Raw genomic sequence first — 15,089 nt, 5'->3', positions numbered from 1 at the left:
TATCGCAAAATTATTAGTACCTAACACACATAGTATAAGCAGAATCTGGCTCTACAATAACATTACCTTCAACAGAACCAACACTATAACGCCTTGTCCAACCATTGTTATCTTTTAATTGCGACAATTCGTAAGTGAAATAAAAGTCATAAGCAACAAAGTGTTTTAAAGAATCCGTTATATCTGCCATCATATCTTTTCCTGAATTATCGATACCATTAGGCGCATATGGATACAGTTTTCCCCACTCGGATATTAATCCTTCACCAATTGCTCTTTTATAACCGTTTTGAGGTATATACCAATTTTCATTATTTGTTACACCGGTAGCTAAAAATGAATTGGTTAATTCGGCTCTAGATGGTAGTCGGTCTTTATTAGCAGTGCACAACCTTTCAGCGGTATTATAATCTACCCAATTTAACTGTTGTTGGTATATATACATCCAATGATTTAATGAAAAACGATAATAAAACTGAGCGTTAGTCTGATTATTCGTTACCAATATTATAAATTGATCATCTTTTGCAGGAGCATTGTCAGTAAATTTAAATTCACTTTTTGAATCTGGATTTGAACTCCTTGCAGTACTTATTAAAGCACCATTAGGATTTTTAACTAATGTATAAGTATAATTAGATATTGCATTGACGGGTACAATTCTAAATCTAGCTTCAGGAAATGCAGTAGAAGGGAAATGATGACCAGTTGAATCAGTAGCTGAAGCTATAAATCCTGAATGTAAAACAAATTGATCTGGATTGTAAGCATCTGTACGATTGATAGTATCTGCACCGCCCGACAACCAATTATCCGTTTCGCTCCAACCACCTTTTGCAAGTATGGCTAATACCCCTGGTCTAATATAACAAATACCATCGTTAGCTTTTACGGTAAATGTTTTTGAAACTTCTTTAGGCTGAGATTCAGCGGGAGTACCATACTGAGTTTTAGCAGAAATACTAAAAGTAAGCTTTAGTGTTGAATCACCTTTATAGCCTTCTGATTTACAAATATTACCACCTAATGATGCTGTTGAATCAGGAGCAATTAAATTATTATTTTTATCACGCCATTCAGCGGTTACACTCTCCACTTTAAAATTATTGCTACTTCCCAAATAATCACCATCAACATCAATAATATCATCATTATTCATAGCTGAAAAATCAACATCAAATGAAAACATACTTGGTGAAGTATCAAATGCAACAGAAAGTTCATTAGATGTTCCAGGATTAATAATGAGCGGATCACTATTGGGGACGTTTAATTTTAATTGAATGCCATTTAGTACTTTTGACTCTCCTGACATCTGTATTTCAGGAGCATTTCCATGAATATACATTTGAGTGGTCACGGATAATGACAAAATTGCTAACGTGTTATTTGAAGAAAACAATAACACTGATAAGAATAAAACCTGTTTTAATATTAGTATTAAAGACAATCTTTTAGTAACACCTTCACAATTGTTCATCGCTACTCCTCTATACATAAACTTCTCCGCCAATTCGAATAAGATTATTGATTTGAAGCATTGTTGAATTAACAATTTTCATAAAAAAATAAAAAATTGCTACCCGTTAACATCAGTGCAAAGACGACAAAAATTCGTAGTACTGAAAATCATCCAAGGTACAGTTTGAACAGAATTACTTGAGACTTAAATCGTAACATCCTAAATTCTAAAAACATTAAAATAAGAACATCAGATAAATATTTTGAAAAGTTAAAAAGATAAGACTAAAAATACTAAATACAAATTGATTTACAATCCATATTAGTTTAATTATATATTAATTATCCTTAAGAAGGAAACTTAAAAAGGATATTATTTTTTATTTTAATAATAGGAATAGCCAATCGACAATATTGGTCTTAATTTTGCAATTTACGCTTTTTTATTAAAAAAAGGGGTAAAACCCCCCTTTCGTATAAATATTAATTTATTTATTTTTTTTAAATGCTGCGGCAAATGCGTTACCCATCGCACTATTAGCTTTTGTTGTAGCTAGCTGATGTTTATTATTAGAGGACATATTTGCGGATTTATTATCCACTTTTGCCAAGGTCGAGTCATCTAAACGCATTGATAAAGCGATACGTTTTCGAGCAATATCAACTTCTATCACTTTCACTTTCACAATGTCGCCAGCTTTTACTACAGTTCTTGGGTCATCAACAAATTTATTGGACAATGCTGAAATATGAACTAAACCATCTTGATGTACACCAATATCCACAAAAGCGCCAAAATTAGTTACATTGGTTACTACACCTTCCATGATCATGCCAATTTTTAAATCTTCCATTGTTTCAATATTATCGGCAAATTGGGCGGTTTTAAATTCGGGCCTTGGATCACGTCCTGGTTTATCCAGTTCTTTGATAATATCCGTTACAGTCGGGACACCAAAATGATCATCAACGTAATCAATCGCTTTTAAGGATTTTAGATAATTTGAATCGCCTAGAATATCTTTTAAGGATTTATGATTTTTAGTTAAAATTCGTTCAACAACTGGATATGCTTCTGGATGAACAGCCGATGCATCAAGTGGGTTAGTACCTTCCATAATTCTTAAAAAACCGGCACATTGTTCAAAGGCTTTAGGTCCTAATCGTGGTACTTTTAATAATTGTTTTCTATCAGCAAATTTACCATTTTCGTTACGCCAATCGACAATATTTTGGGCAATCACTTTATTAAGTCCAGCAATGCGAGCAAGTAACATCATAGAAGCAGTATTTAAGTTAACCCCTACCGCATTTACCCCATCTTCAACTACAGCATCAAGTTTTTTTGCGAGTTGAGTTTGACTTACATCATGTTGATATTGACCTACACCTATCGATTTTGGATCAATTTTAACTAATTCAGCTAATGGGTCTTGTAAACGACGCGCAATAGAAACCGCTCCACGGATTGATACATCTAGATCTGGAAATTCTTGTGCCGCAAGTTCTGAGGCAGAATAAACTGACGCCCCGGCTTCACTAACGATCACTTTTTGTCCTTTTACTTCAGGGTATTTTTTCTGGACATCAAGATAAAAACGTTCAGTCTCACGTGAAGCTGTACCATTACCGATCGCAACAAGTTCCACTTGATATTTTATACAAAGTGCTGCAACAACCATTGCGGCTTTATCCGCCTGACCAGTATGAGGATAGATAGTTTCTGTCGCGACTAATTTTCCTGTTGCATCTACAACGGCAATTTTAACACCAGTTCGCAAACCAGGATCCATACCCATGGTGACCTTCATTCCGGCTGGTGCCGCCATTAACATATCGTGTAGATTAGCGGCAAAAACATTAATAGCTTCTTCTTCGGCTCGTTCTCGCAATGTGGTCATTAGTTCAGTTTCCATGTGCATTAGGATTTTAATGCGCCATGTCCAGTTGATCACTGCTTTTCGCCACTTATCAGCTGGCTGATCGTTAAAGTGCACGCCTAAATGTTCAGTAATAATCTGCTCGCAATAACTCTCTTTAGGTGCTTCTTCAAACTGTGGATCAGCATTTAATGATAGTTGTAAAAATCCTTCATTTCGACCACGGAACATCGCTAAAGCTCGATGTGATGGGACTTTGGAAATAAGTTCACTTTGGGCAAAATAATCTCTAAATTTAGCCCCTTCTTCCTCTTTACCGGTAATAACTTGAGAAACAAGGTGGGCATTGTTCCAAAGGTAATGACGAACTTTAGCCAGTAAAGCGGCGTCTTGGGCAAAACGCTCCATTAGAATATAACGCGCACCATCTAATGCTGATTTAGTATCAGAAATGCCTTTCTCTGGATTAACATATTTTTCCGCTTCTGCTTCTGGATTGAGTTCTGAGCGTTGCCATAAATCATCAGCAAGTGGTTCAAGACCCGCTTCGATTGCAATTTGTCCGCGTGTACGACGTTTTGGTTTATAAGGGAGATAGAGATCTTCTAATTCGGTTTTACTAAGTGTTTGAGTGATTTTTTGACTTAATTCGGAAGTTAATTTTCCTTGTTCTTCAATTGATTTTAAAATCGTCTGTTTTCGATCCTCTAGTTCTCGCAGATAACTTAAACGGCTATCTAAGGTACGTAATTGGGTATCATCCAATCCGCCGGTTACCTCTTTACGATAGCGAGCAATAAAGGGGACAGTACTACCATCATCTAATAATTGTATGGCAGCTAAAACTTGTTCTGGTTTTACGGTTAATTCACCCGCTATAATATGGCTAATTTGATTATTTATCATGGTATCTCTGTATATCTTGTCGATTAACGGAATTTAAATTCATCATGCAAAAAGCTAATTATATAACAAGAGAAGGCTACTTGGCACTCGATCGTGAACTGAAATATTTATGGAAAGAAGAAAGACCAAGAGTAACCCAAGCGGTTTCTGATGCGGCCGCACTTGGCGATCGTAGTGAGAATGCCGAATATATCTATGGAAAAAGACGACTACGAGAAATTGATAGACGTGTACGATTCTTGACTAAACGCTTAGAGATCTTAAAAATTGTCGATCCTGATCCGCGTCAAGAAGGCAAAGTGTTTTTTGGCGCTTGGGTTAAATTAGAAGATGATTCAGGAAAATTGCATATTTATCGAATCGTCGGTACTGATGAATTCGATCCGAAGAAAAATTGGATATCCATCAATAGCCCTGTTGCCAGAGCTTTGATCGGTCATAAGATTGATGATGAAATATCAGTTATCACGCCAAACGGTAAAACGTTTTATTATATAGTTGATATTAGTTACCAAGAACCTATTTAGATGTTTTTTTATGATTATTTAAATAATAAACATTCAAAATCGTCTACATTATCAACATTGATTAAATTATCAAGTCGATCGTCTTCATCTAGCCATTCGATAAGCTTAGACATCGCATCAATATGCTTATTATTGTCTGATGCCGCCAACATAATCAGCAATGATATTTTTTCGCCGTCAGGAAAAACAACCGGATGAGTGCATTTTAGTAAAGAAAATTTTGTGTCATCACAAATCACACCATTTTCACAACGAGCATGAGGTAAAGCAAACCCATCTGCAATAATAAAGTAAGCACCGATTTCATTAACATTATCAATTATGGATGTGATATATCTTTGTTCAATAATATTGTTTTCGATTAATGAATTTCCAACTATTTGAATCGCACTTTTCCAATCCAAATTTTCTTTATTAAACTGCCAATGTTGCTCAAAAATAGGATGTAACTGTTTAGACATATTTTAACCTTTATTCTTGTATTACTTATTAATAATTTCTTAACTTTATTGATTATGGTTACAAGCTTTCACTTGTAACCATTATTCATTTTAAGATATAGCCTGCAAAAATTGGTCACAAATATTTTGACCACTAATGCCATATTTATCTTTTAATTGACTACTTTTTCCTGATTCGGTAAACGTATCAGATACACCAATTCTTATTAGCGGTTTTAAAATACCATTTTGCATACTTTGCTCGGCAATTAATCCACCAACTCCGCCATTAATGCTATGATTTTCAACTGTTATGAGAACATTAGCATGTTGACATAAGGATTTAAATTTTTCTTGATTAAATGGTTTAATACACGCTAAATGCACAAGCTTACCTTTATGACCAAGTGAGGTTAATTTTTGATAACCGTCATTAGCTTGTTCATAACTTGCCCCTTCGAAGATGATGGCAAAATCATTTCCTTCATCAATAACTGCTTCAATATCATTGACTCGAGGAACGATTGTTTTATCCCGAACTGGCATTGGTTCACGTGCAACTCTAATGTAAACAGGACCTTTGATTTTAGCCGCTTGTTCAAAAGCTTGGTAAACTTCATCCGCATCAGCAGGCGATAAAACGGTTAGATTAGGTAAAACTCTTGTTAAGGCAATATCTTCTAATGCATGATGAGAAGCGCCATCAAATCCACCATCAACACCTGGGTGAGTTCCAACTATTTTAATATTGGCATTTGCGTAACAAGATTGTCGCAGCTGTGTCCATACCGTTCCGGTTGCAAAAATAGCAAAATCGATAAAGAACGGAATTAATCCTTCGAATGATTGCCCTGCGGCAAAACTTAATGATGAAGCCTCAGCAATACCCATTTCAAAAAAACGTTCTGGGTAATTTTTTGCAAACTGATCTGCACGAGTTGAACTAGCTAAATCACAATCAATAACAGTAATCGGGAAGTTGTTTTTTGCTAATTGAATTAACGCTTTACCAATTGCATCTCGAGGTGCTTTCATTTCTGTCATTGTAAATCCTCCATAGCTTGTTTAAATTCGGCATCAGTCGGTGTTTTAGAATGCCAATCACCATTATTTTCCATAAAACTAACTCCTTTCCCTTTAATAGTGTGCGCTAAAATAGCAATTGGTTTTCCTTTATAATGACGAGTCAAAGCAAAACCATCAACAACTTGTTGCATATCATTACCGTCAGTTAATTCAATTACGTGCCAACCAAAAACTCGTAATTTGTCAGCCAATGGCTCTAATCTACATACTGAATTCACCTCGTCATGAGACGATAATTTGTTGTAATCAATAACCGCAATTAAATTATCCATTTGCATATGAGCTGCTTGTTGTAGTGCTTCCCAAATTTGTCCTTCATGCATTTCACCATCACCAATGATTGCATAGACTTTATTATCATCATTATTGAGTTTTTTGGCGGCAGCCATTCCCAATGCAATTGACAAACCTTGGCCTAATAAACCTGTATTTGCGTCAAGTTGTGGGACAGTTTTGATATTAGGATGCCCTTGCAGACGAGAATTTAAATTACGAAAAGTACTCATTTCTTCATCTTTGATAAAGCCTAATTGATTAAGTAATGCGTACTGAATGGCTACTGCATGCCCTTTACTCATAACAAGACGAGCTCTAGGGCTTTGGTTGAAATTAATTTCATTTTGATAAAGATAGGTCATAATATCAGTTATGGATAATGCCCCACCTGGGTGACCTGCTCCAGAACGGTATATCATAGAGACAACATCACGTCTTGCTTGCTTAGCTGATATTTTTAACTGTTCAATATTCATTATTTCCTCACTTGTTTTATTCGATAATCAAGCTCAACATTTGATAAGCACTTTAAGTTTGCCATCAAGATTTCCCGATATAGCCTGTTGAAAGGCTTTATCGGCATCTTCTAATGGAAATACTTTTTCATAAATAATTTGGGATAAGTCGGTTTGAATTTCTTTTCGACTTAATAATTTTGCCGTATTAATAAGGTCTTGCGGTGTATACATATGACTGGAAATAATCGTTATTTCTGATGATTGTAATCCATGAAGATTTACGCTATTTCCTTTAGCATATTGCGCAATTAGCACTAAATATTCTGGTTTTCTTTGTGATTCAATAATTTCATCAAGAACATTTCGAACCCCTGAGCATTCAAAAATGATTGGTCTAATTTTTGAATTTAAAATATCGACTTCACTGATACTATTTTTTACCGAGAAACCAAGTTCATTAAGTAATTTAATTCGGGTCTGATTTGTTTCAATGATAATTGGTTTTAGATTATGAACATGTTTTAAAACCAAGCCAGTCACTACACCAATTGTGCCACCACCAGTAATGATGACCGGATAATTATTTAAATTTATATTTTCTAGAAGTTTAACTGCATGGTAACCAACCGCTAAAGGTTCAAATGTTGCGGCTATTTTAAGATCGATGTTATTGTCTAATTTGACTAAATGATCAAGATCTATAGTTATGTATTGAGCTAAGGTTCCATCTAATCTAAATCCCATTACTCGGCGATTTACACGACAGATATTAGGATGTCCATTAACACAGTTAACACATTCCCCACAGCCAAAAAGTGGATTAATTGCCACATGATCACCCATTGAAAATCCTTTACTATTAGGGCTTACTTTGGTAATAACTCCAACCGCCTCATGACCTTGAATAAAGTTTGTTGGCGGCTTCAATGAAGGGTGCATTCCCAGATAGAAATGAGTATCTGAACCACAGATACCACCATATTCAATTTTAACGACAGCGTTCCCATCATTAAGTGAAGGTTCAGGAAGTTCAATGATGTCTGTTTTTTTTATATCAGTTATTTTTACTGCTTTCATGTTTTGTCTCTTTGTTAAGAAAGTTATAAAATTCTTATTTCAATTAAACCGTGCAATATTAAGATAGCGCTTCTTTTATCTTGCTGATTAATTCGTCTAATTTAGGATCACCAATGTAATTTTTAATGCTTATTATTGGTTGCTTTACCTTATTATTTGCTCTTTCAACTAAACGTTCTTGAATAACAACAAGATCAGCTTCTTGTGGTACATTTTCGATAGAAAAATGCTTAACAATAATGTCTTTATCAACACCATTTTCTTTAAGTAGTTTTTTAAATCTTGATGCACCTAGAGCGCTTGAGCCAGCACCGGCATCACAAGCAAAAGCAATGAATTTAATATTTTTTAGATCAAGTTCTTGTCCATAAGATTGCTTTGATAATTGAATGTCAGCTTTAGCTTTTAAATAAGCTTTGTTGCTACCTTCCAATTTAGTATCAATGACCTCTTGTTTTGAATTAGAAAAATCTTCGTCTTTTTCAGTGATGGGACTAATTTTAAGTAACAAACTACAGCCGATAAATGAAACTATCGCCGCAGCAGCTATACCACATATTGTTGCTAGGTGTTTGCCAGGCGGTGTGAGTGCTAAAAAAGCAAAAATTGATCCTGGTGTCGCACCTGCAACTAATCCAGCATTCATAAGTGAAAAAACAATTATCCCTGCCGCTGAACCCAGCATAAGCGGGAAAATCATCAGTGGACGCATATAAACGTATGGGAAATACATTTCATGAATGCCACCAAAGAAATGAATAATAGTAGCTGCTGGTGCAGATTTTTTACTCATACCTTTACCAAAAAAACAGAAAGCTAATAGTAGACCTAATCCTGGACCAGGGCTTGCAAATACCATAAAGTAAACTGATGATCCGTTAACTAAAGCATCTTTCATTCCTAACTGATAAAATATTGCCTGATCAATAGCATTATTGAGGAAAAGTACCCTAGTCGGTTCAATTAGTAAGGCGAGAGAAGCTAAGTAGCCAGTTTGCAATAATCCATCTATTGCTGCGGCAATAATATTGGTGATAGATAACATGAATGGGCCAATAAGGTAATAGCCTAAAATAGCTAATCCCATTCCTAAAAAACCTAATGCAAAATTCTGAATGATGTTCTCAAAGCCATTAGGTAAACGATTTTCTAATAATTTATCAAGCTGCTTACTGCAATAGCCGCCCAAAGGTCCCATTGCCATTGCGCCTAATAACATAGGTATATCTGAACCGACTACAATCCCCATGGTACCGACAGTACCAATTATTGCGCCGCGTTTTCCGCCAACCATGTCACCACCCGTATAACCTACCAGCATGGGTAACATATAAGTAATCATAGGGCTAACTAAACTGCCTAGTTGTTCGTTGGGCAACCAACCAGCTGGAATAAAAAGAGCGGTAATAAATCCCCAAGCCATGAAAGCGCCAATATTTGGTATAACCATAGCCGTGAGAAATCCACCAAAACTTTGAATTTTAGCTCTAAATGATATTTTCTTATCCATAGTAAAATTCCTTATAATTTAAAATACATACACATATTAAATATGACTAGTCATATAAATACAAAAACAAATGATATTTTATTAAAAAATAATGTATATATATTTATATTCAAAATGTTAAGTTAATCACACTTTAATTTATAAGTTTTTTATGAATATACATATTTTTAACAAACTTACTATGATGTTTAATTTAAAGTCAACATATTGCTATCTGTGGTTATTTGAATGAAAATGGTGTGTAAGAAGAAAATTGAGGAATTAAAATGAGTGGCAACATAACAACTAAACAATTAAAAGTTATCAATTACATTACTAAACTAATAGAAGAAAATAACCTATCTACCGGTGAAAAAATTGATACCGAAGTTAATATTGCCAAGATTTTAGATGTAACTCGTACTACCGTCAGGGAAGCTACAAGACATTTATTAGAAGAAGGATTAGTTTACCGCGTAAGAAACTCGGGATTACATGTTGGTTCATTCGAACGAAACATTAATTTAACGGGTAAATTTAATGTTATTTCTCATTTCGATTATCAAGCTAAAAAACAAGGTTATAAAGGATATAGAAAAGTACTTTCAGCAAGTATAGTGCCTGTTCCGAGTGAAGAGGTGGCCAATTTACTTAAATTAAAGCGAAGAGATTTCGTTTATAAAATTGTTAGATTAATGTTCTTTGATAATATTCCAGTATCAATCGAATTTACGTTAATACCGACTCATTTATTTAATCAGTTTGAATTTAGTCAATTAGAGATATCAAAATTTGGTTATATTGAAGAGATCACTGGCAAAAAAGTAAAAAAACGCATCCAAAACATTATGGCAGTAAATGTCGATGATGAAAAGATTGAAGAGTCATTAAAGATATTAAAAAACAAGGCACTACTAAAACTTGAAGAAGTCACTTATCTTGAGGATGATACCCCTTGTGAACATAATACTTCTTTTATAAAAGCAGAATACCATCCTATACAAAATATTATTGAGCGACGATTATAACGTTGCCCATTAGTGAATTTGTTACGCTTAAATATATAAATTATGAATAATTAAATATATAATTTTGTCAAACTCATTCAATATTTGCCTATATGATTGCCGTTAAACAACTCCTAATCTACCCAATTAAATCAATGCAGGGAATTGCTTTGATGCATGCCAAGAGTATTGATGGTGGTTTTGAATATGACCGTATTTTAATGATAAGTGAACCTGATGGAACATTTATTACAGCAAGGCAATATCCAGACCTTTTAAAACTCAAAACAGCAATAATTGATAATCAAATTCAGGTTTCGTTACCTATTAATGAATCAATAATGATTAATCTTGATGAGTTCTCATTGAGTAACGAAGCAACCGAAGTTTGGGGAAATCACTTTACGTCACATATTGCACCAATTAAAGTTAATCAATTTTTTAGCCAATTTTTGCAAAAAGACGTACAACTACGATGGATCGGTAAACAACTGAATCGAAGAACTAAACGCCATCCTAATGTACCAGTTAGCTTTGCAGATGGTTATCCTTATTTATTATTAAATCTAGCTTCATTCAATTACCTTGAACAGCGATGTCCAGAAAAATTAGATATTCAACAATTCCGTGGCAATATTATTATTGAGGGTGCGCTTCCTTTTGCTGAAGATGGCTGGAAATCCATCAAAATAGGCAACGTTATTTTTGATATTATTAAACCTTGTACTCGTTGTGTATTAACCACATTCAATGTCAACTCAGCCATAGCATTACCCAATAATGAACCGTTAAGAACTTTAGGTTATTTTAGGTCTGATCTAGATGGTAAAATCGATTTTGGTATGAATATGATTGCTCGAAATCATGGCAATGTGTCTATTGGAGATAAAATTGAGGTACTTGAACGCCAACCAGCTAAAAATTACTTAACGAACTTTCCTAAAGAAACAATAAAAGGCTATCAACCTTGTACAATTACATTCGAAGATAAAGAAATCGTCGGCAATAATCAGAAAACGATTTTAGAACAGCTTGAACAACATCATATCTCACTTCCTAATTCCTGTCGGGCTGGCGTATGTGGCCGTTGTGCGGTGTTATTAAAAAAAGGCAATGTAACACCATTAACTCAATCAGCGGTTAGTCAAGATAGACATATTCTTACCTGTAGTTGTATCCCAAAAGGTGATATCACTATCGAATTGGCAAAATAAACAATTAAAATAACTTCATTAACTTTAAAAATTAAAACTTTTTTCAGTTTTGGAATTATGAATTTGTGAGATATCTATGATTCGTTCAATTTTTTACATATTGAACGCTTTTGATTTATAAAAAACTATTTAAGCGGATTATTGGCTTTTTATATCGCGCCTCAAATCAACACTTTTTTGTTTTTATTCATGCTAATTCTAAATTGTATTCAAAACTGAGTTAAGTTTATTCAATTTTTTGTGAAAATAATTGAGGAGTCTATACCATCAAAATAAATTTTGATTAAAAAACTAATGAGTTATAAAACAGGTTGTCAAAAATGAGTAAAAGCCATATAGCTATACTCTTTTCAAGCCGCTGATTAAACGATTGATGAGCTAATGGGATAACAAATGCGGTAAAAGAAGCGTAAAAAAACAACACAATTAATAACAGCGGAGATTTACGATATTACACTACTGGTAACTCTTATTAATTTGAATAGTATTCATTATGGTAAATGCATATTTTCAATTTGAATCAGCCATTTTATTGTCAAATTTTATAATCGAAAACTTAAGTTTAATAACCGATGGTAGGCTAATATAATGCTGAAAAAGTGAATATTAGATGGCTCATCATCAACAAAACCTTTTCTAGTTTTAAGCTCATTAAACAATACCTATTCTAGAAATTACGATTTGATTGTTAAGATAAAACATGGCTGCTAACTGTATTAATTGTGGATTTGACATCTTAAATCAAACGAGTAATACGGCATTTTTTCAAGTTCTTTTCTGATTAAATTTAAATAAATATTAAGAAATAGCCTTTAATTCTGTATGTTTATCATCTAAAGTCATCTTTTTTTCTGTTTTTATAAATTGTTTAGCTAACGCTAATCTATCATTCATCACTTTAATCGCTTCTGAAAAATAGAAGGTTTTGTTCATAGCAACGAATGTTGGTTGGGCAACAATGCAAAGCGAGGCGTTTTCACCAGCTTCTACTACCAATAAATAAACTCTTTGTCCTGTTTCTTGTAAGTTCACTTCCACAATATCAGCAACTTTTGGATTATAAAGCATAGGTTGCTGAGTAAAATACCAGCTCTTAGGCATTTGTGGTTTTAAAAAATTTGAAGCTACAATTGCATTAATTGATAATTCAATTTTTTGCCAGTCACTCAAAGCTAAAGATTGACAACTTTCAAAAAATAGATAGTAAGCCGTTGCGTCATCCACAGAGAACGAAAACTCATTAAATACATCTGGTATTAATATTTTGCTTGCATAATTACAACGAAATAACATTTCTGGTGAAATTTCAAGCATTAAGCTATCATATTCATCATCAAAATACCAACGCCAGCTATCAGCTGGTCGAAAAGCCATTTTCATTGATATTTTATCCTTACAAATTGTAATTAAAATTAAATAAAATATATCATAAATAATATACAAAATAAATAAAGGTTAATATAACTATATTTTAATTATTTAATTTTTAAAGATTTTACGGGAATTTATGCCGATTTCGATTGTTCTAAAATAGACAATTTTTTAATCGCAAATCCTTTTAGATACTATTCAAATTTCGATGTAATATTTAATAATCATGAAGCTTGTTGGTAAGGTATTTTTAGGCATAAAAAAGGTGCCTATTAGCACCTTTTTCACAACCTATGATCAATTAACTTGCAACATTGATTCTTTTCATATCAGTCATATAACTCCGAAGTTTGCGTCCAACGATCTCAATTGGATGATGACGAATAGCTTCATTAACATCACGTAATTGCGCATTATCAACACTTCCTTCAGGGATTGCTTTGCCTAAATCACCTGCTTGTAACATTGGCATAAATTTCTCTTTTAATAATGGTACAGCAGCATTAGCAAATAAATAGTTACCATATTCAGCAGTATCAGAAATAACCACGTTCATTTCATACAAACGTTTACGAGCAATGGTATTTGCAATAAGTGGTAACTCATGTAATGATTCATAATAAGCTGATTCAGGTAGAATGCCAGATTCAAGCATAGTTTCAAAGGCAAGTTCAACACCAGCTTTAACCATTGCTACCATAACAACACCTTGATCAAAATAAGCTTGTTCGTCGATTTTACCTTGATATTCAGCCGCTTTTTCGAATGCTGTCTCCCCTGTCTCTTTACGCCATTTTAATAAATTAACATCGTCGTTAGCCCAATCTTTCATCATAGTTGATGAAAATTCGCCAGAAATGATATCATCCATATGTTTACGATAAAGATCGGTCATGATCACTTTCAATTCCTTCGCTAATGCGTTAGCGCGTAATTTAGCTGGATTTGATAAACGATCCATCATTAGAGTAATACCACCTTGTTTTAATGCTTCAGTGATCGTTTCCCAACCGAATTGTAATAGTTTACATGCATATGCAGGATCAACGCCATCAGCAACAAGTTTATCAAAGCAAAGTAATGATCCGGTTTGTAACATACCACATAGTATTGTTTGTTCACCCATAAGATCAGATTTAACTTCAGCAACAAAAGAAGATTGTAAAACGCCAGCTCGATGACCACCTGTTGCAGCTGCCCATGCTTTAGCGATAGCTAAACCTTCACCTTTAGGATCATTTTCAGGATGGACGGCAATCAAAGTTGGTACACCAAATCCACGTTTATATTCTTCACGAACTTCTGTTCCTGGGCATTTTGGCGCAACCATAACAACAGTAATATCTGGACGGATTTTTTCACCAACTTCAACGATATTAAAACCATGTGAATAACCTAATGCCGCACCTTTTTTCATTAATGGTTGTACAGCTTGTACTACAGCAGAATGTTGTTTATCAGGTGTAAGGTTGATAACCAAATCAGCGGTAGGAATTAATTCTTCATAAGTCCCTACTTTAAAACCGTTTTCAGTAGCTTTTTTCCATGATGCTCTTTTTTCTACAATAGCTTCTTTACGTAGTGCGTAAGCAATATCTAAACCAGAATCACGCATATTTAACCCTTGGTTAAGGCCTTGAGCACCACAACCTACGATGACAATTTTTTTGCCTTTTAAAAAATTAGCTTCTGATGCAAATTCATCACGCGCCATAAAACGACACTGGCCTAGCTGTTCTAATTTTTCGCGTAAATTTAGTGTATTAAAATAGTTGGACATTATTCTCTCCATGAGTTGAATTATAAATAATCAAGTTTTTAGCACTATAACGTAAAATTATAATTGCGAAAATTGATATATATAAAATACTATATTGCATAAATTGCAATATACTTG

General features: G+C 33.9%; 11 protein-coding genes and 1 pseudogene. 3 read left to right on the top strand and 9 right to left on the bottom strand.

The genetic code is table 11. From position 1 onward, the window contains the following. Window positions 1-13: 13 nt before the first annotated feature. Window positions 14-1,480 carry a hypothetical protein gene (locus tag AC5LXI_RS06275; protein WP_493444007.1) on the bottom strand — a complete coding sequence of 489 codons (1,467 nt, stop codon included), beginning with the start codon at window positions 1,478-1,480 and terminating at the stop codon, window positions 14-16. A gap of 598 nt (window positions 1,481-2,078) precedes the next feature. Continuing rightward, window positions 2,079-4,247: pseudogene (locus AC5LXI_RS06270) on the bottom strand (Tex family protein); the annotation flags it as partial. Between the two features lie 44 nt (window positions 4,248-4,291). On the opposite strand from AC5LXI_RS06270, the gene greB reads away from it, so the two are divergent. After that, on the top strand, window positions 4,292-4,774 hold the full coding sequence (greB, locus tag AC5LXI_RS06265) for a transcription elongation factor GreB (RefSeq protein ID WP_493444006.1): 483 nt from the start codon (window positions 4,292-4,294) through the stop codon (window positions 4,772-4,774). 14 nt (window positions 4,775-4,788) lie between these two features. On the opposite strand, the gene AC5LXI_RS06260 is transcribed toward greB, so the two are convergent. From AC5LXI_RS06260 to AC5LXI_RS06240, 5 genes are all read right to left on the bottom strand, one after another. Continuing rightward, complete coding sequence (locus AC5LXI_RS06260; protein WP_493444005.1) at window positions 4,789-5,235, bottom strand: PTS sugar transporter subunit IIA; 447 nt, start codon at window positions 5,233-5,235, stop codon at window positions 4,789-4,791. Window positions 5,236-5,325: 90 nt separating this feature from the next. Continuing rightward, window positions 5,326-6,249, bottom strand: coding sequence for a transketolase family protein (locus AC5LXI_RS06255; RefSeq protein WP_493444267.1), 924 nt, complete (start codon window positions 6,247-6,249; stop codon window positions 5,326-5,328). A 5-nt stretch (window positions 6,250-6,254) separates the two neighbouring features. Further along, entirely contained in the window at window positions 6,255-7,052 is a 798-nt protein-coding gene (locus AC5LXI_RS06250) for a transketolase (protein ID WP_493444004.1), read from the bottom strand. Window positions 7,053-7,085: 33 nt separating this feature from the next. After that, complete coding sequence (locus AC5LXI_RS06245; protein WP_493444003.1) at window positions 7,086-8,111, bottom strand: zinc-dependent alcohol dehydrogenase; 1,026 nt, start codon at window positions 8,109-8,111, stop codon at window positions 7,086-7,088. A gap of 58 nt (window positions 8,112-8,169) precedes the next feature. After that, entirely contained in the window at window positions 8,170-9,621 is a 1,452-nt protein-coding gene (locus AC5LXI_RS06240) for a PTS mannitol transporter subunit IIBC (protein WP_493444002.1), read from the bottom strand. 266 nt (window positions 9,622-9,887) lie between these two features. Between AC5LXI_RS06240 and AC5LXI_RS06235 the strand changes: the two genes are divergently transcribed. Then, window positions 9,888-10,628 carry a GntR family transcriptional regulator gene (locus tag AC5LXI_RS06235; protein WP_493444001.1) on the top strand — a complete coding sequence of 247 codons (741 nt, stop codon included), beginning with the start codon at window positions 9,888-9,890 and terminating at the stop codon, window positions 10,626-10,628. A gap of 92 nt (window positions 10,629-10,720) precedes the next feature. After that, entirely contained in the window at window positions 10,721-11,821 is a 1,101-nt protein-coding gene (locus tag AC5LXI_RS06230; RefSeq protein WP_493444000.1) for a YcbX family protein, read from the top strand. Window positions 11,822-12,619: 798 nt separating this feature from the next. On the opposite strand, the gene AC5LXI_RS06225 is transcribed toward AC5LXI_RS06230, so the two are convergent. Together AC5LXI_RS06225 and ilvC are read right to left on the bottom strand one after the other, a co-directional pair. Beyond that, window positions 12,620-13,201 (bottom strand): cell division protein ZapC, encoded by a 582-nt coding sequence (locus AC5LXI_RS06225; protein ID WP_493443999.1) that lies wholly within the window; start codon window positions 13,199-13,201, stop codon window positions 12,620-12,622. 292 nt (window positions 13,202-13,493) lie between these two features. Then, window positions 13,494-14,972: a ketol-acid reductoisomerase gene (ilvC, locus tag AC5LXI_RS06220; RefSeq protein ID WP_493443998.1), complete on the bottom strand. Its 1,479-nt coding sequence runs from the start codon at window positions 14,970-14,972 to the stop codon at window positions 13,494-13,496. Window positions 14,973-15,089: the final 117 nt, after the last annotated feature.

The organism is Gilliamella sp. LMG 34361 (genome assembly GCF_984569075.1).
The sequence above is the reverse complement of the archived record's forward strand: the minus strand, read 5'-3'. Positions and strand labels throughout refer to the sequence as shown.